This window comes from Streptomyces sp. NPDC007917 (assembly GCF_042959105.1).
Lineage (GTDB): Bacteria > Actinomycetota > Actinomycetes > Streptomycetales > Streptomycetaceae > Streptomyces.
This window is the reverse complement of record NZ_JBIBKK010000003.1, coordinates 306,435-330,999: the sequence shown is the minus strand read 5'-3', so window position 1 is coordinate 330,999 and position 24,565 is coordinate 306,435. Positions and strand designations below refer to the sequence as shown.

Annotated in this window: 17 protein-coding genes; 7 read left to right on the top strand and 10 right to left on the bottom strand. The window is 73.8% G+C overall.

All coding sequences use genetic code 11. The features are described 5' to 3' along the window. Positions 1-2 precede the first annotated feature (2 nt). Positions 3-1,415: a dihydrolipoyl dehydrogenase gene (lpdA, locus tag ACFZDL_RS07410; protein WP_353596122.1), complete on the bottom strand. Its 1,413-nt coding sequence runs from the start codon at positions 1,413-1,415 to the stop codon at positions 3-5. An 85-nt stretch (positions 1,416-1,500) separates the two neighbouring features. Here lpdA and ACFZDL_RS07405 point away from each other — a divergent pair, with 85 nt between their 5' ends. Continuing rightward, complete coding sequence (locus ACFZDL_RS07405) at positions 1,501-1,875, top strand: RNA-binding S4 domain-containing protein (protein WP_353596123.1); 375 nt, start codon at positions 1,501-1,503, stop codon at positions 1,873-1,875. Between the two features lie 69 nt (positions 1,876-1,944). On the opposite strand, the gene ACFZDL_RS07400 is transcribed toward ACFZDL_RS07405, so the two are convergent. After that, the gene (locus ACFZDL_RS07400) at positions 1,945-3,177 is read right to left on the bottom strand and encodes an FAD-dependent oxidoreductase (protein ID WP_353596124.1); all 1,233 of its coding nucleotides are present in this window, start codon (positions 3,175-3,177) and stop codon (positions 1,945-1,947) included. A gap of 191 nt (positions 3,178-3,368) precedes the next feature. Here ACFZDL_RS07400 and ACFZDL_RS07395 point away from each other — a divergent pair, with 191 nt between their 5' ends. After that, complete coding sequence (locus ACFZDL_RS07395; protein ID WP_353596125.1) at positions 3,369-4,124, top strand: peptidoglycan-binding domain-containing protein; 756 nt, start codon at positions 3,369-3,371, stop codon at positions 4,122-4,124. On the opposite strand, the gene ACFZDL_RS07390 is transcribed toward ACFZDL_RS07395, so the two are convergent. The 7 genes from ACFZDL_RS07390 to ACFZDL_RS07360 all read right to left on the bottom strand — a co-directional run bounded on the left by ACFZDL_RS07390 (position 4,125) and on the right by ACFZDL_RS07360 (position 17,114). Continuing rightward, positions 4,125-4,805: a LuxR C-terminal-related transcriptional regulator gene (locus ACFZDL_RS07390; protein WP_391190612.1), complete on the bottom strand. Its 681-nt coding sequence runs from the start codon at positions 4,803-4,805 to the stop codon at positions 4,125-4,127. 365 nt (positions 4,806-5,170) lie between these two features. Next, the gene (locus ACFZDL_RS07385) at positions 5,171-8,014 is read right to left on the bottom strand and encodes a LuxR family transcriptional regulator (RefSeq protein WP_353596126.1); all 2,844 of its coding nucleotides are present in this window, start codon (positions 8,012-8,014) and stop codon (positions 5,171-5,173) included. After that, positions 8,004-10,760, bottom strand: a complete 2,757-nt coding sequence (locus tag ACFZDL_RS07380; RefSeq protein WP_353596127.1) for an AAA family ATPase — start codon at positions 10,758-10,760, stop codon at positions 8,004-8,006. The genes ACFZDL_RS07385 and ACFZDL_RS07380 overlap by 11 nt, the downstream gene beginning before the upstream one ends. A gap of 59 nt (positions 10,761-10,819) precedes the next feature. Continuing rightward, positions 10,820-13,747: an AAA family ATPase gene (locus tag ACFZDL_RS07375; RefSeq protein ID WP_353596128.1), complete on the bottom strand. Its 2,928-nt coding sequence runs from the start codon at positions 13,745-13,747 to the stop codon at positions 10,820-10,822. 302 nt (positions 13,748-14,049) lie between these two features. Then, positions 14,050-14,538 carry an ATP-binding protein gene (locus tag ACFZDL_RS07370; RefSeq protein ID WP_353596129.1) on the bottom strand — a complete coding sequence of 163 codons (489 nt, stop codon included), beginning with the start codon at positions 14,536-14,538 and terminating at the stop codon, positions 14,050-14,052. Further along, positions 14,535-14,729: a DUF5999 family protein gene (locus ACFZDL_RS07365; RefSeq protein ID WP_353596130.1), complete on the bottom strand. Its 195-nt coding sequence runs from the start codon at positions 14,727-14,729 to the stop codon at positions 14,535-14,537. The genes ACFZDL_RS07370 and ACFZDL_RS07365 overlap by 4 nt, the downstream gene beginning before the upstream one ends. Positions 14,730-15,029: 300 nt before the next feature. Next, the gene (locus ACFZDL_RS07360) at positions 15,030-17,114 is read right to left on the bottom strand and encodes an AAA family ATPase (RefSeq protein ID WP_353596137.1); all 2,085 of its coding nucleotides are present in this window, start codon (positions 17,112-17,114) and stop codon (positions 15,030-15,032) included. A gap of 235 nt (positions 17,115-17,349) precedes the next feature. Here ACFZDL_RS07360 and ACFZDL_RS07355 point away from each other — a divergent pair, with 235 nt between their 5' ends. Both ACFZDL_RS07355 and ACFZDL_RS07350 read left to right on the top strand, forming a co-directional pair. Continuing rightward, positions 17,350-19,638, top strand: coding sequence for a LuxR C-terminal-related transcriptional regulator (locus ACFZDL_RS07355; RefSeq protein ID WP_353596131.1), 2,289 nt, complete (start codon positions 17,350-17,352; stop codon positions 19,636-19,638). A 150-nt stretch (positions 19,639-19,788) separates the two neighbouring features. Continuing rightward, positions 19,789-21,681 carry an aminotransferase class I/II-fold pyridoxal phosphate-dependent enzyme gene (locus tag ACFZDL_RS07350; RefSeq protein WP_353596132.1) on the top strand — a complete coding sequence of 631 codons (1,893 nt, stop codon included), beginning with the start codon at positions 19,789-19,791 and terminating at the stop codon, positions 21,679-21,681. An 81-nt stretch (positions 21,682-21,762) separates the two neighbouring features. Here the strand turns inward: ACFZDL_RS07350 and ACFZDL_RS07345 are convergent, their stop codons facing one another. After that, positions 21,763-22,179 carry a hypothetical protein gene (locus ACFZDL_RS07345; protein WP_353596732.1) on the bottom strand — a complete coding sequence of 139 codons (417 nt, stop codon included), beginning with the start codon at positions 22,177-22,179 and terminating at the stop codon, positions 21,763-21,765. A 128-nt stretch (positions 22,180-22,307) separates the two neighbouring features. Here ACFZDL_RS07345 and ACFZDL_RS07340 point away from each other — a divergent pair, with 128 nt between their 5' ends. From ACFZDL_RS07340 to ACFZDL_RS07330, 3 genes are read left to right on the top strand one after another with little or no spacing between them, the layout of a single operon-like run. Then, entirely contained in the window at positions 22,308-23,168 is an 861-nt protein-coding gene (locus ACFZDL_RS07340) for a helix-turn-helix transcriptional regulator (protein WP_353596733.1), read from the top strand. After that, positions 23,169-23,405, top strand: coding sequence for a DUF397 domain-containing protein (locus ACFZDL_RS07335; protein WP_353596734.1), 237 nt, complete (start codon positions 23,169-23,171; stop codon positions 23,403-23,405). A gap of 47 nt (positions 23,406-23,452) precedes the next feature. Beyond that, positions 23,453-24,262, top strand: a complete 810-nt coding sequence (locus tag ACFZDL_RS07330; protein WP_353596735.1) for an SAM-dependent methyltransferase — start codon at positions 23,453-23,455, stop codon at positions 24,260-24,262. Positions 24,263-24,565: the final 303 nt, after the last annotated feature.

Sequence of the window (24,565 nt, the reverse complement as noted above, 5' to 3'; positions counted from 1 at the left end):
GCTCACATATTGATCATGTGGCCCGCGAGGCCGTGCACGGCCTCCTTCACCGCCTCGGAGAGGGTGGGATGGGCATGGACGTTGCGCGCCACCTCGTGGGCGGTCAGGTCCCAGCGCTGCGCCAGCGTCAGCTCCGGCAGCAGCTCGGTGACCTCCGGGCCGATCAGATGGCCGCCCAGCAGCTCGCCGTGGCGGCCGTCCCCGACGAGCTTCACAAAGCCGACCGGGTCCCCGATGCCCTGGGCCTTCCCGTTCGCGGTGAACGGGAACTTCGCCACCCGCACATCGAATCCCCGCTCGCGGGCCTGGGCCTCGGTCCAGCCGAAGCTGGCGATCTGGGGCCGGCAGAAGGTCGCCCGCGGAATCATCACGTACTCCAGCGCCATGGTCTCCGCGCCCGCGATGGTCTCGGCGGCGACCACGCCCATCGCCTCGGCCGCATGGGCCAGCATCAGCTGCGCGGTGACGTCCCCGACCGCGAAGATGTGCGGCACGCTGGTGCGGCAGTACGCGTCGACGGCGATGGCGCCACCGCCGCCGGCGGCTCCAGTCAGCCGGACGCCGGTGTTCTCCAGCCCGTAGCCGGTGACCCGGGGCCGGAAGCCGATCGCCTGCAGCACCGCCTGGGCCTGCAGCGTCTGCCGCTGGCCGCCCGTGGTCACCATGACCTTCACCGAGGGGCCCGAGTCGTTGATCGCCTCGACCCGGGTGGAGGTCAGGACGTCGATGCCGAGCCTGCGGTAGCGGCGCGCGAGCTCCGCGGAGACCTCCTCGTCCTCCAGCGGGACGATCCGGTCAAGGAACTCCACCAGCGTCACCCGCACCCCGTAGCTGCGCATGATGTACGCGAACTCGACGCCGATGGCGCCCGCCCCGGCGATGATCACACTCTCGGGCAGCTCGGGGCTGAGGATCTGCTCCTCGTAGGTCACCACCCGCTCGCTGAGCGAGGTGCCGGGCAGCAGATTGGTGACCGCGCCGGTGGCGATCACGCAGTGGCCGAAGGTGAGGGTCTCCGCTCCCCCGGCGGCCAGGTCGATCCGCAGCGTGTGGTCGTCGGTGAAGGTGCCCCGGCCGTCGTACTGCGCGATCTGGTTCTTCTTCATCAGGTAGTGGACGCCCCTGACGCGCCCGTCGGCGACCTTGCGGCTGCGCTCGTAGGCCGCCCGGTAGTCCAGGATCACCTGCCCGTCCACCCGGATGCCGAAGGTCTGGGCCTCGTTGGTGAACAGATGAGCCAGCTCGGCATTGCGCAGCAGGGCCTTGGAGGGGATACAGCCCACGTTCAGGCACACCCCTCCCCAGAACCGCTCCTCCACGACGGCCACGGACCGGCCGAGTTGCGCGGCACGGATCGCCGCGACATAGCCGCCCGAGCCCGCCCCCAGGACCACGACGTCAAAGTGTGCGCTCATGGGTCGCACCTTAGACAGCAATCCCGGATAAAGCAGGACGTACCGCCTCGGACGGAGCCGATAGAGTCAGGACATGGCTTCAGACATGGCTTCAGACAACGCGCCGGTGCGGGTCGACAGCTGGATCTGGTCCGTACGGCTGACGAAGACGCGGTCGCTGGCCGCCACGGCCTGCCGCGGCGGCCACGTCCGCGTCAACGGGGAGCGCGTCAAGGCCGCCCACGCCGTGCGGCCGGGGGACGAGGTGCGGCTCTTCCACGCCGGGCGCGAGCGCATCGTCGTGGTGAAACGCCTGGTGCGCAAGCGGGTCGGGGCGGCCGTCGCGGCAGAGTGTTTCGTCGACAACTCCCCTCCGCCGCCACCGCGCGAAGAGCTCGCCGCGGTCGGCCATCGCGACCGCGGCGCCGGCCGCCCGACCAAGCGGGACCGGCGCGACATGGAGCGGCTGCGCGGCCGCTGAGCGGCCGGACCCGCCGCCGCGCCGCGCCGCCGGGCGCCGCTCGTACCGCGCCGCCCGTGGCGAAACGGTTCAGCGCAGGGCGGCGGCGGGCGGGCGCTCGCGCTGCGCGCCGTAGGCCAGGAAGTACGCCGGGGCCCGCTTCAGCCAGGGCGCCGCGTTGAGGACCCGCACCACCGCGGGCGGCCGGGACCCGTCGCCCAGCAGGGTGCGGCCGGTCAGCACCGGCTCGACGACCCGCGCGTGGGCGATCCGCTGCAGCGCCTGCGTCGCCGCGGCGGTGGGCCATCTGCGGCGCTGCACCTCGCGCACCTCCCGCAGCCCGACACCGCCCCCGGCCAGCGGCCCGGCGAGGATACGGGCGGCGGCCACGGCGTCCTGGACGGCGAGGTTGATGCCGATCCCGAACACCGGCGACATCGCGTGTGCCGCGTCCCCGATGCACAGCAGCCCGGGTCGGTGCCAGCGCCGGAGCCGGTCAAGCCGTACGTCCAGCAGCTTCACCTCGTCCCAGGACCGCAGGGCATGAGCGCGGTCCGCCAGCCACGGGGCGACCGCCGCGAACTCGGCCAGGAACCGGTCAAGTCCGGCCTCGCGCCGGGCCGCGTCGGTTCCCTTGGGGATCAGCGCGGCGCACTGCCAGTACTCCCCGCGGTCGATCATGGCGGTCAGGAAGCGGTCACCGGCGTTGCCCACCAGCCCCCGCGGGTCGTCCTCGTGCCGCGGCAGCCGGAACCACCAGGCGTCCATCGGGCAGGGGAACTCCCGCAGCCCCAGCTCGGGCAGTTGCCTGGCCAGCGAGCCCCGGCCGTCGCAGGCCACCGTCAGGGTGGCCCGCAGCTCGCCGGTGCCGCCGTCCGCGGTGCGGTAGCGCACCCCCGCGACCCGGCCGCGCTCCATGAGGAAGGAGGTCGCCTCGGTCTTCATGCGCAACCGGAAGGAGGGCTCCCGGGCGCCCTCGTCCGCCAGCAGGTTCAGCAGATCCCACTGCGGGACCATCGCGACGTAGTTGTACTTGACCGGCAGCGCGCCGATGTCGCCCACGGTGAACAGCGAGCGGCCCGGGCCGATGGGCAGCTGGATGGTGTGCACATGCCGCTGCGGCAGCGCTGCGAACCGCTCGGCGAGGCCCAGTTCGTCCAGGAGCGCCAGCGTGCTCGGGTGCACGGTGTCCCCGCGGAAGTCACGCAGGAAGTCGCCGTGTTTCTCCAGGACCGTGACCTCCACCCCGGCACGCGCCAGCAGCAGCCCGAGCACCATCCCGGCCGGCCCGCCGCCCACCACACAACACGTCGTGCGTTCCATCGTCCCGTCTCCCTTCGGCTCCCGGCCCCACCGTATCCGCGGGCACGGCGCCGCCGACAAGGACGCCCCCGGTTGAGTCATCCCGGCCTTTGGCCCGTATCTCCTCGTGACGGTCTTGAAGGTCTTGAAGGTCTTCATGGTCCAGACGGTTTTGACGGTCCTGACGGCGCGTCGCGCAAGAGGAGGTCTGTATGGCTGCCGGAACCGATCCCGAACAGCCCACCGGGCGGCAGGTGATCGAGCCGACCCGGATCTTCCGTGCGTTGGCGAAGCCCGACGGGGAGGGTGATCCGCCGGTCGACGGCTGGATGGAGGACCTGGACCTCTTCCGCCCGCTGGTCGCGACGCCGCCGCCGCGCGCATACGACCTCGCCGACGCGGACACCGAGGAGTTCGAACCCGGTCTGCGGACGGCCCCCGAGCCGCCCGACTCCACCCCTTCCGCGGACCCGCCCGGCTCATCCGCCACGCGCGCCGCATCCGCCTCGTCCCCGCTCTGGCGCCGGTCGCGCCCCGCCGCCCTGGCCGCCGCGGGGGCGGTCGGGGCGGCCCTCACGCTCGCGCTCGTCCTGCTCCTGCCCGGCGCCGACGGATCCACCGCGGCGCAGCCGGATCCGCAGGGCGGCTCCCCCTCCGGCGGTACGTCGGCCCCCGCCACAACCGCCGCGCCCACCACGCCCACCCCGTCCGCCGCGCCGACGGGCGGCGGCGGTCAGGAGGGCGGGGGCGCGGTGCTGTCCCTGGGGGACAGCGGCCCCGAGGTCTCCGAGCTCCAGTCCCGGCTGCTGCGGATCCCGGACGTGTACACGGGCGGGGCGGTCAACGGCGAATACGACCAGAGCCTCGCCTCCGCCGTGGCCCGCTTCCAGCTGTGGTACGGCATACGCGGCGACGAGGACGGGGTGTACGGCGACGCCACCCGGCGTGACCTGGAGTCCCGCACATGATCACTTGACGAAGTCCCGGACGACCTTCGGGGGCCAGGAACCCACCTCGAGAACGCCCATGGAGTAGGCGCGGGAGACCAGGGCGGCCCTGTTGGGCACCCGCAGCTTACGGAGCAGTCGCGTCACGTGGTACTCGACCCCCTGGCGGCTGAGGTAGAGCCGGGACGCCAGGGGGACGGTCGAGACGCCGGCGGCGATGCCTTCCAGGATGCGGGCCTCGATCTCGGTGAGGACCTTCTTGTGCGGGGTGACGACGTCCGCGTCCTCGAAGCCCGCCGCGGAGCGCATCACGACCAGGATCGAGGCGACGCGGGAGGTCTCCCCGCGCACCGGGACCGCCGTGAGCGCGCTGGTGAACGGGGTGTCCTCGGCCGTGAAGGCGACGACATGGGTGGCGAACCGGCGGCGGGTGCCGTCGACGAGCCGGGAGAGCTGGTGCCTGAGCGGCTGCCGCAGGCTGGGGTGGGCCAGATCGCAGAAGTCACGGCCGCAGACATCCGCGGAGGAGCCGCCGAACTGCCGGAAGAACTCCTGGTTCGCCTGCTGGACGAGCAGGTTGGCGTCGAGGCGGGCCACACACGCGCCCGGCTGGTCGAACTGCCCGAGCAGATCGGCGTACTCGAGCTGATCACGTCCTGCGTCATGGGATATCGCTGTGTCTGCGGGCGCGGGAATCGCCAATGGCCTGCCGTCCCTTCAGGGATCCGCTCCCCTGGAAATTACGGGAACGAAATAGTGGTCGTGCAATTTGATATTCCGGTTCGGAGACTAGGTAGCCCCGGACACGGGAGTCAACGTCCACTGGCGGCGCGCCGCAAATCCTGTGGTGCGTACGGCGGATGGTTCGGTACGCGGGCCGCGATTTCGGTGGTTCGGTACGGTGTCCCCACAGGCCGTACCGAACCGGCTGTCAACCCCTCTGACCTGGCACGCAGTTTGCCTCACTGACACATGGCCGGCGCCGCGCGCAGGGCGGGGCCCAGGGCACCGCCCCCGGGCGCGCGGGGACCGTGGGGGCACCGGCGGGCGTCGGTGCATTAGCGGCGTTAACTGCCTTTGGCCGCCTGCAGCCTCGGCAGCGCGGCGATGAGTTCACGCCGCCCGGATACGGACAGCTTGCGATAAGAATTCGTCAGATGCTTCTCGACGGCACGGGACGTCACGCCCAGCTCTCCGGCGATCTCCGTATTGGTCAGTCCCCGGCCGGCCAGGGTCACCACCCGCCGCTCGGTGCGGGTCAGCGCGTCCTCCAGCCGGATGGTGCCGTCCCCGCCGCCGCTGCGGGCCCGTTCGACCAGCCACGGCGCCTCGCACTCGGCGGCCAGCTCCGCGGCCTCGCGCAGCATGTCCTCGACCTCCGCGCGGCCTTCCAGGCGCCGGCCCAGCAGCAGGAGCGTGCGGGCCAGTTCGAGTTCGTTGGCCGACTCGCGCAGTACGCCGACCGCCTCGCGCAGCAGGCCCTCGCCCGTCTCGCCGCCCAGCAGCGTGCCCTTGAGCCGCAGCGCCCGCCCGATGGCGACCGGCGCGCCCCACTCCTCGGCCCGCAGCAGGTCCTCCTCGGCGAGCGCGAGCGCCGAGCGGGTGTCGCCCAGCCGCTGGTAGAGGCCGGCCGCGCGCAGCCGCCACGGGAACAGCACCGGATTGCGCCAGCTCGCCGCCTCCAGCCGGCGGCCGCAGGCCATCAGGGTCTCCACGGCGGCGGTCCAGCGGCCGCGGTGGGCGTCCACGGACGCGCCGAGGAACTGCACCGCCGCCGCCAGGGGCAGACAGGAGGAGCTGCGCCGCGAGGCCTCGTCCAGCACCCGCTCGCTCAGCGCGGGGTCGCCGATCTCCAGGGCCGTGCGGACGAGTGCGATGGTGGCGGCGACGCCGAGTTCGTGCCAGTGGGCGTCGGACAGCCGCAGGGCGCGCTCGGCGTGGGCGTGGGCCTGGGTCGGCCGGCCGCGCGCCATGAGCACCGTCGCCCGCTCGAGGTGGCCGAACCCATCGACGATGGTGCCGGCGGTACCGACCGTGGCGGCCGCGCGCGACCGGTTGATCCGCTGCTCGACGGAGAGCCAGGAGCCGACGGCCTCCACGGAGTCGGCGGCGACCAGCGCGACCGTGGCCAACGGCAGCGCGGAGTACACCCGCGCCGACGCGACCGGTTCGCGCTCCAGAAGCCGCTTCGCCAGCCGGGTGACCTCGGCCGCGGGCAGCCTGCAGGTGAGCGTGGCGGCGCTGACCAGCACCGCGACCAGTTCGCGTTCGGCGGCGGTGGCCATCGGCGGCTCCTCCCCCATCCCGTCCAGCCGCTCCACCGCCGAGGCCAGCTCCGCCGGGTCGTCGATGCCGCTCTGGCGCAGCCGCGCCTCGAGCCGCACGGCCGCCTCGCGCGCCGCCCCCTCCAGCGCGTCCGGCGGGCCGAGCCCGTCGGCGACCTGCCGCAGCAGATCGACGGCGGAGGGCCGCAGCAGGCCCATGACGGCCGGTGTGAGCCGCAGCGCCGCGGCGGCCCGGTGGCCGGCCGTGGGGAGCATGGGGATCGCCTGGGAGATATGGCGCTCGCACGCCACCGGGTCGAGGCCGCGCTCGGCGGTGGCCAGGTCGATCAGCAGCCGCGCCCGGCCTTCGCCGGACAGGGAGGCGTCCAGCAGGGCGCGCCGCAGATAGCGCACGGCGACCTCGGGGGCGCCCCGGCGCAGCGCCACGTCCGCGGCGGCCCGCAGCACGCCCACCGACCACGGGTGGCGGGAGGTGACGCCCGCCATCAGCTGGGCGGCGACCTGTTCCTCGGAGCGCCCTGCGCGGTACAGCAGCTCCGCCGCGCGGTCGTGCAACCGCTCCAGCTCCGCGACGGACAGCGACGACTGGACGGCGTCGGCCACGACCGGGTGGACGAACCGCGGCTCACGCTCGTCGGCCGCCAACCCCAGCGCGTGCAGGGCGCGCAGCGCCGCCGCGTAGCCGATCGGGTCAAGGCCGGCCAGCCGGGGGACGAGCGCGGGGTCGCCCGGATCGCCGAGGGCCGCGATCGCGGCGCCCAGGTCGCGTACCGGCCGCGGCTGCAGCCGTACGCATCGGGCCAGCCGTTCGCGCAGGTCCGAGGGGCACGCCGCGTGGACCGCGGGGACCCGGTCGGCGGTCGGCCGGTGACCGGCGGCCGCCAGGTCCAGAAGCAGGGAGGTCAGCGACAACGGGTTGCCGGCGCAGGTCTCGTGGCAGGCCCGGACGAACTCCGTCTCGCCCTGCTCGCCGAAGTGGTCGCGGATCAGCTCGGCGGTGGCCGCGGACGACAGCGGGCGGAGGCGCAGCCGGTACGTCGCGGCCTCGACGACCTCGCTCAGCAGGGGGTGCCGGGCGCGGGGCTCCCCGTCGCGCAGGGTGCACACGACGACGGCGCGCAGCCCCCGCAGCCGCTTGGCCAGGTAGGCCAGCCAGCGCAGCGAGGGGGTGTCCACCCACTGCAGGTCGTCCACCAGGATCAGCAGCGGGCCGTCGGCGCAGACGCCTGCCAGCAGCGAACGCAGGCCCCCCAGCACCGGTTCGTAGGCGGCGGTGGGGCGGCCGTCGGCGGGCAGGGGCTCGTCGGCGAGGGCCAGGTCGGCGAAGCACGCGCTCTCGCGGGTCCAGCGTTCGCACAGCTCCCGGGGGGCGCCGGCCAGCAGGCTGTCGAACAGCTGGCGCACCACGCCGAAGCCGAATTCCTCCTCCACCGGGGCGGCGTTGGCGCGCAGCACCCGTACGTCCTCGGCCTCGTTGAGGCCGCTCAGCGCGGGCAGCCGCTGGAGCAGCGCGGAGCGGCCGATGCCGAGCGGGCCGGTCAGCAGGACGAGGGACGGCCTGCCCTCGCGGGCGGCCTGTAAGGCCCCGGTGATCTGCGCCAGTTCGGCGTCCCGCTCATGCAACATCCGTGTCGTAGCCCTCCATCGAGCGCACCAGCTCACGCAGTTCGGCCCGGCCGCTGATCCGCAGCTTCTTGTACGCCCCGCTCAGCCGCAGCTCCACCGTGCGGGTGGTGACCGAGAGCATGTCGGCGATGTCCCGGTTGCCGTGCCCCAGGCCCGCGAGGGTGGCGGTCCGCCGCTCCACGTCGGACAGCGCGGCCCAGGCGGGGGACAGTCCGCTGATCTCGACACAGGGCGGTCTGCCGAGCCGCTGGGCGAGTGCGCGCGCCCGCGCGGCCGGTCTGCTGCCGGGCTGGGCCGCGGTGAGCCGGGACAACTCGGCGATCAGGGGCTCCGCGGCCTTCCGCCGCCCGGCGTCCAGCTCCACCGTGGCCAGTTCGATCAGCGCCCCGGTGTAGGACATGTGGGCGGGGGTGGCGCGGAGGGTGCGCACGGCCTCGCGCAGCCGGGCGGCCCGTCCCTCGCGGGTCACCCGTCCGACGCCCAGCTCGGCCCAGCCGACGGCGCTCGGCGCGCCCCAGCGCCGGGCCAGCACGAGCTCCTCGCGGCTGAGCCGGTGTGCCTCCTGGTGGTGGCCGAGCGCATGGCAGGCCCGGGCGGCCATGGAACGCCAGGGCAGCAGGGCCGGGTTGAGGTACTGCAGGCGCAGCAGCCGGCGGCCGGCGGCCAGCAGCAGATCGATCGCCTCGACCGGTTTGCCGTCGGCGATGTCCACCAGCGCCCTGGCGAACAGCAGATGGGCCCCCGCCATGGTGTTCCACGACGCGTCGGGGTCGGGCAGGGCCATGAGCGCCGCGGTCTGCTTGCGGTCGCCGCTCTCCAGCGCGACGAGGATCCGTACGGCCCGCGCGTAGGGGGCGTAGAGGGGGTGCAGATGGGTGTGCGGCAGGGCCCGCTCGGCGGCGGCGACATCCCGTTCGGCCAGGTCGGGCCGGCCCCGACGCAGGTTCATCTCCCCGCGCCCGGTCAGCGCCAGCGCGGCGGCGGCGCGGGCGTGGCCGCGCCGGGCCTCGGTGAGCAGGTCGTCCAGCCGCATCCCGGCCTCGTCCATCTCGTCTGCCAGGCACAGCGCCCGGCACGCCGCCAGCCGGGGCAGCAGCAGCGCGTCGTCGGTGTGGCCGTGGTCGCGGCCGGTGAAGGCGCTGCGGGCCAGCGCTTTGGTGGTGAGCAGGTCCTCGCCGAGCAGGGCCAGCTGCCAGGCGCGTGCCCCGGCCTGGGCGGGAGAGGCCGGGTGGGCGGGGAGCGGGGGGACCTCGTGCAGCAGCAGGTCGGTGTCGTCGTGGCGGCCCAGTTCGGCGAGCCAGAACAGGGCGGTCAGGGCGTCGCGTTCACCGTCCTTTGCGGCGGGCAGCGCGTCCGTCAGGGCCCGCCGTACGACGTCGGCGCCGCCGCGGGCCAGCGCCAGGTCGGCGGCGCGCAGCCGCGGTCCGGCGAGCTCCGCGCCCGGTGCCCGGAGGATCTCGGCGAACCGGCGGTCCCCGGCCTCCGGCGCCTCCAGCACCTCGACGGCGGCCAGCCGAAGGCTCAGCCAGGCCCGCTCCTCGCGGTCCAGCGGCTCCTCCAGCGCGCGGGCCAGGCAGGCGATCGCCCGGCCGTGGTCGGCGGCGCGCAGCGCGTCGGCGCCGGCGCGGCGCAGTACGTGGACGGCCCAGGGCTCCCCGATCGGGCGGGCGGCGAGCAGCAGCCGGGCGGTGTCCGCGTCGTCCACGGCGGCCCGGTGGGCGAGTTCCGCGGCGCGCGCGTACAGGTCGGCCCGCTCGTCGGCGGGCATCTCCTCCAGCACCCGGGCCCGGACCTCGGAGCCGGTCAGCCGCAGCGCAGCGCCGGGGCCCGGGGCGGTGAGCCCGGTCGCCTCCAGCGCCTCGCGCAGCCCCGCCTCGTACGTCGGGCGCGGCCGGGCGAGCGTGCGGACGAGGGAGAAGTCCAGCAGGTCGCCGCAGACGGCCAGGGCGCGCAGCGCCGCGACCACCGGGGCGGGCAGACCGCGCAGGGCGCGGGTGGCGTGGTCGGCGGTGGCGGCTGCCGCGATCGCGCGCAGCTGGGGCACCCGGGCGTCGACCGGTTCGTGTCCGGCGTCGGCGAAGCGGCCAAGCGCGTCGTGGAGCACCGCCGGGTTGCCCCCGGTGGCCTCGGCCGCCGCGGCGGTGAACCGTTCCTGCGCCTGGCCGCCGCACACCAGGGTCACCGCGGTGGCGACCTGGGCGGGGCTCAGTGGCCCGAGCGCCAGCCGGGTCACGGGGAGGGCCCCCGGGAGGCCGTCGGCCAGGGATACGGGGCCGGTGGCGCCGGCCAGCACCGCGACCGGCGCGCCGGGCAGCCGCCGTATGAGCGCCTGGAGCCAGTGCAGCGATTCGGGGTCCAGCCACTGCAGATCCGCCACGGCCAGCAGCGTCGGCCGGTCCCTGGCCGTGCGCAGCAGTTCGGCCAGGCCCGGTAACGGCCCGTCGCGCCCGGACAGTCCCCCGGCTGGGGTGTCGGCGGCCGGGGCGTCGGTGGCCGGGCCCAGCAGCTGGGTCACCGCCGCGTACGGCAGATCGCTCTCGCCGGGGGTGCCCCGGGCGCGCAGCACGCGCAGACCGCGGTCCTCGGCGAACCGGACGGCCCACCGCAGCAGCGCGTTCTGTCCGAAGCCCGCCGCGCCGCTCAGGGTGACCACCGCCGGGCGCCGGGCGCTCAGACCGGTGACGGCCTCGGCCAGGGCCTCTTGCTCAGGTTCGCGCCCGAGGAGCGGGAGGCCGGGGAGCTGCATGGCGCGCACTATACACCGCGTTTATAGCCGGGGCGAGCCCGGACGGCCCATCCCACCGCTCAGCGCCTGCCGCGGGACGCGGAGACCCAGGCGGGCGCCTGCGGGCCCGCGGCGGTCGGGGAGCTCAGCGCGGCGCCGAGCTCGGCGCGCTGACTGACGCTCAACTTGCGGTAGACGCCGGTCAGATGCATCTCCACGGTGCGCACCGTGATGAACAGCGACTCCGCTATCTCCCGGTTGCCCGCCCCGGCCGCGGCCAGCCCCGCGACCGTACGCTCCATACCGGTCAGCAGGTCGACCGGCGAGGTGGTGATCTCCCGCATCCGACCTCCGGAGGCCACCAGCCGCCGCCGGGCCTCCCTGGCGAGCGCGAGCGCCCCGCAGCGCCAGGCGAGGTCGGCGGCGGTCCGCAGGTGCTCCCGCGCGCCGCGCGGATCGCCCGCCTCCAGCAGCGCCCCGCCCAGCAGGTATTCGGCCCGGGCGTGCTCGGCCCGGGCGGGCGACCGGGACAGCAGCTCGACCGACTCGGTGAGCAGTTCGACGCCCGGGCTCCCCTCGGTGGTCACGCCCCGGGCGAGCGCGGCCAGCCCGAGCGCGCGGGAGGTCCCCCAGTCACGGGCCAGCCGGGCGCCCCACTCGACGACGTCCGCGGCCTCCTCGGGGCGCCCGAGCTCCGCGAGCAGACAGGCCGCCTCGGCCCACCAGGGCACGAACGCCGGGTTGGTGATCCCCGTCTCCTCCAGGGACCGGCCGCAGTCGAGCAGCAGACCGAGCGCCGTCTCGCCGTCGCCCAGCGCCCACCGGGCCCGCGCACGCGCCATCAGATACCAGTGGTACTCCATCACGAAGCCGTCCAGGTTCGGCCGGGCGATCCGCTCCAGCAGCTCCTCGGCCCGCTCCGGCTCGCCGCGGTCGACGAGCGCGGTGGCCAGCGCCGTCTGCGGCATGGTCACATGGCCGCTCCACCGCTCCTCGGCGATGATCTCCACCGCCGTCTGGGCGTCCGCCAGGGCGTCGGCGATCTCGCCCATCGCGTGCAGCATCACCGAGCGGGTGGACAGCCCGAGCACATACGTCCACACCGCCGCGTTCTCCTGGCTGTAGCGCAGCGCGCGGTCCAGCGCCTCCAGCGAGCCCCGAACATCGTCGGCGAGGCCGAGCGTGAACGCGGAGAAGATCAGCGGCAGGGTGCCCGTCGCGGCGTCCGCCGCCCGCTGCGCGCGCCGGGCCTGACGCACCGCCCGCTCCGCCGAGCGCCCGTCCATCGCCGTCAGCACGCTCATCATGGCCAGCGTCTGGCGCTGCGCCGGGGTGTCCCCGGCCGGGGCGGCCATCCGCGCGAAACGGCCGCGTACGGCGGCGATCGTCGCCTTCTCGTCGCACCCGGTGATCAGCAGCACCGACTGGACGAGGGCGCGCAGCTCACGGTCCACGGGGTCGGGGTCCGACCCCAGCTCGGCCTCCAGCGCGTCCAGGACCTCGCCCAGCACCCGTACGGCGGCGGGCGCCCGCTGCACGGTCAGACAGGCCAGCCCCAGCTGTACGGCGAGGGTCGCCCTCACGCGAACGTCCTCGGCCAGCGCCAGCGCCTCCTCCAGCAGCGCGATGGCCTCGGGCGGGTTGATCTCCGCCAGCGACCTGGCCAGCTGGGCGCGCGCCGACACGCTGTGCGGCTCCGACTCCAGGACCCGGTACAGATAGCGGACCGCCGCCTCGGGAGCGCCCCGGGTCTCGGCCCCGGCCGCCGCCTCCCGCAGCACCCGCCGCATCCAGGGCTGGTCCACGACGGGCACCAGCAGAAGCTGGCCCGCGACCTCCTCGGCGGGCCGCCCCGCGTCGCTGAGCAGCAGGGCCGCCCTGGCCCTCAGCTCGCCCAGCTCCTCGGTGGCGGACCAGTCCAGCACCGCCGAGCGCACCACGTCATGCGCCAGGTCCACCCGGTCCGCGGCCACCACCTCGGCCTGCCGCAGCGCCGCCACCGCCTCCTCGACCAGGGCGACGGGCACCCCGGCCAGCGCTCCGACGTGCTCAGCCTGTTTCGAGTCCACCTCGCCGAGCACCGCGATCGCGGTGGCCACATCCCGTACCCAGGGGGACAGGCGGCCCATCAGGGCCCGCACGGACAGCGTGAGCACGCCCTGGCCCACTTCGGCGACCGCGCCCAGGCTCTTCTCGTCCGGCGACGCTCCCATGGACCGCAGTTCGCCGAGGAGCTTGGCGAGCATCAGGGGGTTGCCCCCGGAGACGGCGGCGGCGCGCTCGACGAAGGCGGTGTCGAGGAGATGGCCGGGCGTCGGGAAGACCCGCCTGACCATCTCCCTCACCCCCTCGTCGGTGAGCGGCTCCAGCCGGATCGCCGTGGAGCGGGGCTGGGCCGCGATGTCCGCGAGCGCGCCGGGGGCGGCCGGCTCGGCCCCGGTGCGCTGGGCCAGCACCACCAGCAGCGGCAGGTCGTCCGCGCGGCGCAGCAGGAAGTCGATCCAGCGCAGCGACCGCTCGTCGCACCAGTGGGCGTCGTCCAGGACCAGCACGAGCGGGCCGCGCGCCGTCAGGTTGACCGTGAGCCAGTAGAGCCCGTGGAGCACGGGGTAGACGGTCGCGGCCGAGCCCGGCTCCTCCTCGCCGGGAGCGGGCCGCAGGGCGGGCAGCGCACGGCGGGCGCTGCCCTTCAGCAGCGGGGACTCGGGGGCGCCTTCGTCGCCGGCCTCGGTGAGTCCCAGGCCGCCGAACAGGGCCCGTACGCCGCCGTAGCCCGCGTTGGTGACGACCTCGCCGCACCGGCCGTGGAGTACCGTCATGCCCTGACACGCCCCGCCGTTCACAAAGGCGTGCAGCACAGTGGTCTTGCCGATACCGGCCGGGCCGGAAAGGATCACAAGACCGGCGCGTCCGGAGCGCGCCGCCTCGGCATGGCCCCTCAGGGCTGCCAGCTCAGCGTCGCGCCCGATCAGGGCGCCGGGTAACCAGGAGTTGTCGGTCCGGTCCATCACAGTAGCCCCCTCACGCCCCAACTCGCTGCGATGCGCCGGAAAGTGTGCTACTCACTGCGATGGTGAGACTACACGAGTGATACAAAGGTGATCAACCAATACGACAGTGATTGGTGATGTCCTGCGGAATCAGTGTTCGCGCCACGGCGGATGCGGACATGCCGGGGCCCGGGGACGGAAGTCGCGGTGGAGGGCACTCACCTTCCGGTCCCCGGGCCGTTTTCGGCATCACGGAGTGCGTGTATGCGCTGTACCGTCCGATGGCATCTCCTTTCGTCGTGGGCCTTATGTCCTCGAGGTCACAGGTCGTCGGCCCGATGCCGCTGGGCGCCGGGGCGGACGTGCAGTTCGAACCAGACGGTCTTGCCCGTGCCCGTCCGGTGGCTGCCCCAGCAGCGGGCCAGCAGATCGATCATGTAGAGGCCTCGGCCGCCTTCGTCGTCCTCGCCTGCCTGGCGCGTCTGCGGGAGCGTGGGGTCGGCGTCCTCCACCTCACAGCGCAGCGCGTCGTCCGCCGGACACAGGCACAGCGTCAGCCGGACCGGCCCGCCGGTGTAGCGCAGCGCGTTGGTGACCACCTCGCTGACCAGCAGCTCGGCGTCGTCCGCCGACCCGGTGAGCGCCCATGCGGCCAGCTGCGACAGGACCAGCCGACGGGCGCTCGGCACCGAGGAGGGATGGCGCGGCAAGATCCAGGAGACCCCCCGGTCTGCGGCGCGGGCACCACGCCGCGCCGGCCGCCGGAGGGTGCCGGGCGGTGGGGCCAGGGCCACGGTGGGGGAGCTCATGCGGCCTGGTCCGGAGAGGTACGGGGGGCGGGGATGACGCGTCCGTCGGGGAGCAGTTCACCCGTGTCCGCGAAGATCACCACGCCGTTGCACAGCAGGCTCCACCCTTGCTCGGGGTGGGTTGCCACGAGACGCGCCGAGTCGTGGTCGGTGGCGTCGGCGGGCGGACAGGGGGGCTGATGATCACACATGGCTGGGGCCTTCGATCTTCCGCCGACTTCCGGCGGAATCCGGAATCGAGACGACCACCAGCATGCGTCCGGGCGCACCCCCCGGGGAGGGGAGAAACCCCCGCACGGGTACCCGTCCAGGGTCGCGGCCCCGGAGGCGCTCCCCGCGGTCCCGAAGCCCCCGGCGCCGGCCGGCCGGGGGCATCTGCCCGCATGTCTCCCCTCGGGCTCCCCGCCGTCCCCTCTCGGGCTCCTCGCGAGGGCGGTGCCCCCGGCGCCGTCCTGCCGCCACGCGGTCCTCGGGGCGGCAGGACGGTGCGCTCACGCGCCGGCCGAGGCTGCCGGCCGGCGGCCGTGGGGGCGGGGGCGCGGCGGGTCGTGCAGGGCGGTGGCCGCCGCCTCGTCGGCCGTCAGCCGCGCCCCCGCCCGGAACGCGGCGGCGTACGCGCGGGTCCCCAGGTCGGCGCGGAGCCGGGCGGCGACCTCGTCGTGCACGGCGGCCAGGTGCCGGAATCCCGAGGGTGTCGCGCCGAGGGAGCTCCACACCGCGTCCGCCGACCCCAGCAGCCGCGCGCCGTGCCCGGGCTGCCCGCCGAAGGCCGCGATCCAGGCCAGCACCTCGAGGCACAGCGCCATCCCCCACCCGTCGCGCACCGCCCAGCGGGTCCGCAGGGCGGTGCGCACCAGTGCGGTCGCGCGCCGCCGGTCGCCGCGGTGCCAGGTGTGCAGGCCCAGCGCCCACAGCGCGTAGGAGCGGGCCCACTGGGCCCCGGCGGCCTCGCACAGCGCGAGGCACTCCTCGCCGTAGACCGCCGCGCGGGCGTCGCCGGACAGGGCGCAGGCCATGGTCAGCTGGTAGAGGGCGGTCATCATGCCGTTGCGGTCACGGGCCGCGCGATGGCCCTCCAGCGCCTTCTCGATGAGGCGGATCGCCCGGGGGAAGTCGCCCTCGTACAGCGCGAGGGCGCCCCGGTGCTGGGTGGCGCGGATCAGGGTGGGCTCGTGTCCGAGCCTCAGAGCCAGCTCCCGGCACTCGTCGAGCCGGGGCAGCGCCGAGGCCGTGTCCCCCTGGAGCGCGGCGAGCCACGCGTCCACCCACAGGGCCTTTCCGCGGGCCACGCTGTCCTCGGGGGCCAGCCACAGCGCCTGTTCGAGCCAGTGGCGGCCCTCGCCCAGGCTGCCGCCGCAGATCCAGTGGGGCCACATCCCCGCGGCCGTCTCCAGCCCCGCGCGGGCCTCGCCGGGCTCGGTGCAGCAGAACTCCAGGGCCGTGCGGAGGTTCGCGAGCTCGCCGCGCAGCCGGGTGAGCCACTCCTCCTGCCGCGGGGTGAGCCACTCCCCCTCGGCCCGGCGCACCAGGTCGCGGTACCAGTCGCGGTGGCGCCGCCGCAACGCGGCCGCCTGCCCGTATCCGGCCAGCCGCGCCCGGCCGTACCAGCGGATCGTCTCCAGCAGCCGGTAGCGGACCTCGCCGTCCCGCTCCTCCCGCACCAGAATCGACTTGTCGACCAGCCCGGCCGCCAGGTCGAGCACGTCCTCGCGGTCCACGCCGTCACCGGAGCAGACCTCCTCCGCCGCTCGCAGGCCGAAGTCCCCGGCGAACACCGACACCCGGGCCCACAGGGTCCGCTCGGCCGGGGAGCACAGGTCGAAGCTCCAGTCGACGGCCGCGCCCAGGGTCTCGTGGCGGGAGCGGGCCGCCGCCGGCTCCCCCGCCGCGGGCTCCAGCCACTGGTCCAGCTGGTCCAGCACCTGCCCGGGGCTGAGGGTCCGCAGCCCGACCGCGGCCAGTTCGATGGCCAGCGGGAGGCCGTCGAGCCGCCCGCACAGCAGGGCCACCGCGTCGCCGTTGTGCGCGTCGAGGGTGAACGAGGGCGACACCCGCGCCGCGCGGTCCACGAAGAGCTGGACCGCCGGACAGCGGGCCAGCTCCTGGGGGCTGTGCCGCCGGCGCGGTTCGGGTACGGGCAGCGAGGGCACCCACAGGACCGCCTCCCCCGCGACCCGCAGCGGCTCGCGGCTGGTGGCCAGCACACGCAGCCTCGGTGCCCGCCGCAGCAGCCGGTCGGCGAGCAGCGCGCAGGGCTCGACCAGGTGCTCGCAGTTGTCCAGGAGCAGCAGCGCCCGCCTGCCGCTCAGATGGTCGCCCAGCACCTCCACCGCGGGCCGGGCCGCCTGGCCGCGCAGCCCCATCGCGTTCGCGACGGTCTCCGGGAGCAGGCCCGGGTCCTCCAGCGCGGCGAGCTCGACCGTCCACACGCCGTCCGGGAAGTCCTCGTGCACCAGGTCGGCCACGCTCAGCGCCAGCCGGCTCTTGCCCACCCCCGCGACCCCGGTGAGGGTGAGCAGCCGCGTTCGGCCGAGCAACCTCCGGGCCTCGGACAGCTCGCTCGCCCGCCCCACCATACGGCTCAAATGACCCATTACAGCCATTCTCCCCATTTCATACCGTCTTCACGCAATGCCCTCCGGGCCCCGAGCGCCCCGGAAAGCCCAGGGCATAGCCTGGAAACGGCGGCCCGGTCCGAGCGCGCGAGACCCGAGGGCCGGGACCGGTTCGAGGCATCACATGAGCGCGGTGGCATCAGGCACCTCGAACGGCAGGCACACCGGAAGGCTGCCGGCCGAGGTGACGAGCTTTGTGGGACGTCGGCATGAGACGGCCGAGGTCAAGCGACTGCTGTCCGCCTCGCGGCTGGTGACCTTGACCGGCGTGGGCGGGGTCGGCAAGACCCGGCTGGCGCTGCGGGTGGCCGAGGACGCGCGCCGGGCGTTCCCCGACGGCGTGTGGCTGGTCGAACTGGCCTCGCTGGCCGACCCCGGGCTGCTGGCGCAGAGCGTGAACGAGGCGCTGGAGCTTCGGGACCACTCCTCCCGGCCCGCGGCCGAGGCCTTGGTCGACCATCTGCGGGACAAACAGGCACTGATCCTGCTGGACAACTGCGAGCAGCTGGTGGATGCGTGCGCGGTGCTCACCGGCCGGCTGCTGCGCGAGGCCCCGCGGCTGCGCGTCCTGGCCACCAGCCGGCAGGCGCTGGGCACGGCCGGCGAGCAGACGCTGCCCGTCCCGGCGCTGGCGCTGCCCGACGCCGAGGGCCCCCGGCTGTCCGCCGCGGCCCTGGCCCAGTGCGACGCGGTGCGGCTGTTCGTGGAGCGGGCCGGCGCCATCCTGCCCGGGTTCGCCGTCACCGAGGACAACCGGGACGCGGTGGAGGGGGTCTGCCGCCAGCTGGACGGCATTCCGCTGGCCATCGAGCTGGCGGCGGTGCGGCTGCGGGCGCTGTCCGTACAGCAGCTGCTCGACCGGCTGGACGACCGGTTCCGGCTGCTCACCACGGGTTCGCGGGCGGTGCTGCCGCGCCATCGGACGCTTCGGGCGCTCGTCGACTGGAGCTACGACCTGTGCGCCGACAAGGAACAGCTGATGTGGGCCCGGGTCTCGGTGTTCGCCGGGAGCCTGGACCTGGAGGCGGCCGAGGCGGTGTGCGGCGGGGACGGCATCGACCGCGAGGAGATCCTGGACCTGGTGGCCGGTCTTGTGGACAAGTCGGTGCTGATCCGGGAGGACCACCCGGAGGCCGTGCGCTACCGGATGCTGGACACGCTGCGCCGCTACGGCCGGGAACGGCTCGCCGCGGCCGGGGAGGAGACGGCACGGCTGCGCCGCCACCGGGACTACTACCAGCGGCTGGCGGCCACGGCGCGCACGGAGCTGTTCGGCCCCTCGCAGGTGCCGTGGTTCGCCCGGCTCCACCGGGAGCACGCCAATCTGCGCGCCGCGCTGGAGTACAGCTTCGCCGAACCCGGGCAGGCCCCGGCCGGGCTCGGCATCGCGACCGACCTGCTCTACCACTGGATCACCAGCTACTACCTCGCCGAGGGGCGCGGCTGGCTGGACCGGGGCCTGGCCCTGTGTCCCGAGCCGACCGAGGCGCGCGCCCGCGCGCTGTGGACCGACAGCTGGCTTGCCATCATCCAGTCCGACATCGACGCGGCCGCCACCATGCTGGAGGAGTGCCGGGAGCTCGGCGGCCGGCTGCGGCAGGAGGCGATCCTCGGCTATGTGGCGCTCTACTCCGGGATGATCGCCATGTGCCGCGGCGACACCGCGTCCGCGATCGGGCTGTACGAGGAGGCCGTGGCGCGCCACGGCGCCGCCGGGGACCCGGTGGGGCTGGCGCTCGCGCTCATCCGGCTCTCCCTGGCCCACTCCTTCCTGGGCGACTCGCCGCGCGCCATCGCGGTGGGCGAGAAGTCGCTGGCGGTGTGCGACGCCCACGAGGAGGGCTGGCACCGGGCGTACGCGACGATGGCGCTCGGCGTCGAGGTGTGGCGTCAGGGCGACCACGAGCGCGCGACCGCCCTGGAGCGGGAGAGCCTGGCCTTCAACCGCTCGCTGGACGATCCGCTGGGGGTCGGGGTCAACCTGGAGGTGCTGGCCTGGATCTCGGCGTCACAGGGCCAGTACCAGCGGGCCGGCAGGCTGCTGGGCGCGCTGCGGAACATCTGGCACGAGATCGGCGCCCCGCTGTCGGGTTACGGCCACCTCGTCCGCTACCACGAGGCCTGCGAGGCGGACACCCGCCAGGCCCTGGGCAAACAGGCGTTCCAGGCGGCCGTGAAGGAGGGCGCCAGGCTCTCCTACGACGAGGCACTGGCCTATGCGCTCCAGGACCAGCTGCCCACCCGGGCCCCGGCCGGGGAGGGCGAGCAGCCCTCGCCGCTGACCCCGCGGGAGACCGAGATCGCGCGACTGGTGGCGCAGGGGCTGAGCAACAAGGACATCGCGGCCGCGCTGGTGATCGCCCAGCGCACCGCCGAGGGCCATATCGAGCGCATTCTGAGCAAACTCGGGTTCAACTCCCGGGCTCAGGTGGCAGTCTGGGTGGCCGGACAGAAACGGTCCGAACAGGATGTTGAGGCGGAATGATAACCGCTCACTTGTTCCCCTGTCCTCAACTTCTCAAACACCCCACGAAAATCCTCAGTGGCCCAACGTTTGCGGGATCATGCAGCAGGCTCTGGAGACAGAGCAGCAACGGTCGTGCCCGCACGACCCCGTGACCGAGGAGGTCCTGCTGTGACTGTTGCCGCAGTCGGCAATTCCGGTAATGCCACGGAGCTGTTCCGTGGCACCAACCACAGCCCGTCCTATTTCTCACTCGCCCGAGCGGGAGTGGGCCAGGACGTCGTCGACTTCTGCATCCCCTGCAACCCTTACTTCCCCACGCCCGCGATGTTCGCGGTGCTGGCGGTCCGGCTGCGGGACATCCTCACCTACTACCCGAGCTCGGCGGACACCATCACCGCCGAGCTGGCCGGTCTGCTCGGGCTGCAGCCGCAGACCATGGCGATGGGCAACGGCTCGACCGAGCTCATCACCTGGATCGACCACCTGCTGGTCAAGGAGAGCCTGGCGGTGCCGATCCCCACCTTCGGCCGGTGGACCGACCAGCCGATGGAGACCGGCAAGCGCGTGGACATGTTCCAGCTGCCGGAGATGGACGGCTTCCGGCTCGACCCGGACGCCTTCGTCTCCTTCGTGAGGTCGAGGGGGTCGCGGGTCGCGGTGATCTGCAACCCCAACAACCCCGACGGCGGACTGCTGCCCCGGCACGCCGTCGTCTCCATGATGGACGCCCTCGCCGACCTCGACCTGATCGTCATCGACGAGTCCTTCCTGGAATTCGCCGACGCCGAGGCCTATCCGAGCGTCGTGGACGAGGCGGTGCTGCGGCCCAATGTCATCGTGCTGCGCAGCCTCGGCAAGAACTTCGGGCTGCACGGCGTCCGTTTCGGCTATCTGGTGGCCAATCCGGCGCTCGCCGTCCAGATCCGCTCCCGGTTGCCGAAATGGAACCTCAACTCCTTCGCCGAGGTCATCGTCTTCATGCTGAAGCGATACCAGCCGGAGTACGCGCAGAGCCTGCGCATGCTCAGCCGCGACCGGCAGGAGATGACCGCCCAGCTGGCCAATCTGCCCGGCCTGACGGTCTACCCCTCCCAGGGCAATTTCGTCTTCGTCAAACTCCCGGAGGGCGCCGACGGCGCCCAGGTGCGTGACCGGCTGCTGTCCGAGCACGGCGTGCTGGTCCGCGAATGCGGCAACAAGCTGGGCAGCAACAGCCAGTTCATGCGGCTGGTGGTGCGCTCCCAGCCGGATGTGCAGCGGCTGCTGACCGGGCTGAGCACGGTGCTGTACGGCACGGCCTGGTACGCCCCGCAGCCCTCGCTCGAACAGCAGCCGTCCTACGCGCTGGAGCAGCAGCCCTCGTACGGCCTGCCACAGCAGCCGTCGTACGCCCTGCCGCAGCAGCCCTCGTACGCCCTACCGCAGCAGCCCTCGTACGCGCTGCCGCAGCAGCCTTCATACGCGCTGCCGCAGCCGCAGTCCGAGCTCCAGCAGTTACTCCAGTCCGCGCAGCAGCCGCAGCAACAACCAGCCCTGTACCCCGCCACCCCGCTCCAGTCGACGCAGGACACCTATGGGGTGTACGGGGCGCAGCAGGCGATGGCCGCGGCCTATCCGCAGCCCCAGGCGCAGCCGATGGCCGAGCTGACCCCCGCCGCGTACACCCCCGCCGGCCAGATGCCGCCCCTCCAGGCCCAGCAGACGACAGGCGCCTACGCCCGGCTGCAGGCCATGCAGCAGGCCTTGCAGCAACCCCAGCAGCAGCCGAGCGCACCGCAGCCCGCGCGGCCCGCGCAAACCGCGCAGCAACAGCCCTCGGCCGGTGGCGGGATGACGGTCTACGCGCCGGCGCCGGGCTCCGTCGGGGCGGACACGTCGATGGACGACACCCTCATCTACATGCCGACGGTCGTCCCCGACTCCACCCCCGACCCGGCCCCGGCCCCGGCCACTCCGGCCGCGGCACTTCCCTCCATCGACAGCGACGACCCGCCCGGCGGCGGCGCCCTGCGCCGCTATCCGCGCCCCGCCGCGTATCTGCAGACCGACAACGGGTCCTGACAACGGGTCCGGGCGCCGGGGTCCGTCCGCGGACGGACCCCGGCCGGGCGAGCCGCGGCCCCTGACGGGGCCGACGGGACGTTACGGCCGCGGCCTGGCCGGCCAGGTCGGGGAGACTCCGGCGACCGCGCACACGGCGATGTGCAGCACCAGCGGGTGGGTGTACGGCACGGTGCCCTCGGGCCGGTGGATCAGCCGGGGCGCCTCGGCCGCCGGCTCCGGCCGCCCCGGCGCGTCGGTCACCACCGCGCCGACCGAATACAGGGCGATCGCAGGCCAATTGAGGCCGCAGTCCGACCGCGGCGGGACGATCCACCACCACCGGCCGGCGGTGGAGTAGACACAGCCCGCCCTGGGCAGCAGCTCCATGACCTGACGTCCATGCCGCTCCGGCAGGGCGATGGCGTCGTATCCGGCATCGGCGAACAGCGTGGGCGGCAGCTCCAGACGCTGTCGACAGCCGGGCCTGGGCGGCGCCGCGGGAGTTGACGGGATCACGACGCCACTATGCGTAACGCCTTGTGCACTTGGCAAGGGGCACTCTGAAAAGTGCAGAGTCGCAAGTGCAGTGTGTCCGCTCCATTCAGGGCATGACACACTGCGGGCATCAGCTGCGGGAGGTAGAAGTGAGTGAACCGCGGTCCGCCCCGACCGTGGGCCAGGTCGTCCTCGGCAAGCGCCTGCGGGAACTGCGCGAGAGAGCGGGGCTCAAGCGCGAGCAGGCCGCCAAGGTGCTGCACGTGGCCCCCGCCACCGTCCGCAGGATGGAGACCGCCGAGGTCGCCCTGAAGATCCCGTATGTGCGGATGCTGCTGGACGCGTACGGCGTCACCGGCGGCGAGGCCGAGGCGTTCATCACCCTGACCGAGGAGGCCAACCGGCCCGGCTGGTGGCAGCGGTTCCACGACATCCTGCCGGACTGGTTCAGTGTCCATGTCAGCCTGGAGGGCGCGGCCGCGGTCATCCGCGCCTACGAGCCGCACTTCATCCCCGGTCTGCTGCAGACCGAGGACTACGCCCGGGCCATCATGCGCACCGGCGCCGTCGGCCAGGTCGACCCCGAGGATTCCGAGCGGCATGTCGCCCTGCGCATGGAGCGCCAGGCGCTGCTCACCCGCGAGGACGCCCCGCATCTGTGGGTGGTGATGGACGAGACCGTGCTGCGCCGCCCGGTCGGCACCCCCGAGGTCATGCGGGGGCAGATCGACCGATTGCTGACGGACACCGAGCGGCCCAATGTCACCCTGCAGATCGCGGAGTTCTCCTCGGGACACCATCCGGGCACCTACGGGCCCTTCGTCCTCTTCCGCTTCGCTGTACCCGAACTGCCGGACATGGTCTATGTCGAGTACCTGACCGGCGCCGTCTACCTCGACGAACGTGTCGAGGTGGCCTCCCATCTGGAGGTCCTGGACCGCATGGCGGCCCAGGCGGCAACCGCACGACGCACAAAGGAAATCCTCCGCGATTTCCGCAAGGAGCTCTGAATGGATCGCATTTTCAACGGCATGCGCGCGGCCGACCTCGGCTCCGAGGGCTGGCACAAGCCGTGGAGCGGCGGCAACGGCGGCAACTGTGTCGAGGCCAGGAAGCTGGACGACGGCCGGGTCGCGCTCCGACAGTCCACCGATCCGGAGGGCCCGGCGCTGATCTACACCCGCAGCGAGATCATCGCCTTCATCCAGGGCGCCAAGGCCGGCAAGGCGGACTTCCTGGTCTCCTGACGCACCCGCACCCCTGAACCACCGCGCCGACCCCCATGGAGCGCCCCATGTCAGCACCCGGGCCCGAGCCCACCAGAATCGACACCAGCAGGCCTCATCCGGCCCGCGTCTACGACTACATACTCGGCGGCAAGAACAACTACCCCGTCGATGAACAACTGGCCGTGCAGGTCCTCGACATCGACCCCAGCGTCAGGAACTCCGCCAGGACCAACCGCCTGTTCATGCACCGCGCGACCGAGTGGCTGGCCCGCGCCGGCACCCGCCAGTTCCTCGACATCGGCACCGGGATACCCACCGAGCCCAACCTCCACCAGGTCGCCCAGCGGATCGCCCCCGACTCCCGCGTGGTGTACACGGACAACGACCCCATCGTGCTGCGCCACGCCGAAGCCCTGCTGCGCAGCACCCCGGAGGGGGCCACCCACTACCTCGAAGCGGATGTGCGCGAACCCGAGAGGATCATCGAGCTGGCCACCGAAGTGCTCGACCTGAGCCGGCCGGTCGCCCTCTCCCTCATCTCGCTCATGCACTTCATCCCGGACGGGGACGGCGCCTATGACCTGGTGCACGGCCTGATGGACGCGCTCGCCCCGGGCAGCCACCTGGTGTTCTCGCACGCCACCGCCGACGGCAGCGAGGAGGAGGCGGCGCGGGTGGTGGCCCTGTACGCCAAGGGCGGTGTGACCCTGCGGCCGCGCACCCGGGCGGAGGTGGCGAGGTTCTTCCACGGGCTGGAGCCCGTCGGCCCGGCGCCGGTCCTGGTCTCGCACTGGCGGCCGGACGCCGAGGAGGAGGAACTCGCCCCCGACGGCCCTCCGGTCACCGTCTACGCGGGCCTGGCGCGCAAGCCCTGAGCCCGGCCGACCGCGGCCCTCAAGCGAAGCCGACGCCGCCCGCCGCCGCCCCACGGCGGCGGGCGAGCGGGCCCGGCCCGGTGTTCGACGGGCGGTCGGCGGCATGCGAGGGCGCGGCGTGCGCCCCCCGGTCGGGTGTCCAGCGGCATGACGTACGCATGGATACGACACATCACGTACGGCGGCGCCCGGCGATGACCGCCGTACGCCGTAGGCGCGGTGCGCTTCCCCGGCGGTGCGAGCCCGGCCGCGGGCTCTTACCGCCCACCCTCGGACGAGGCCCTGGATAAAGAGGGACCGGTG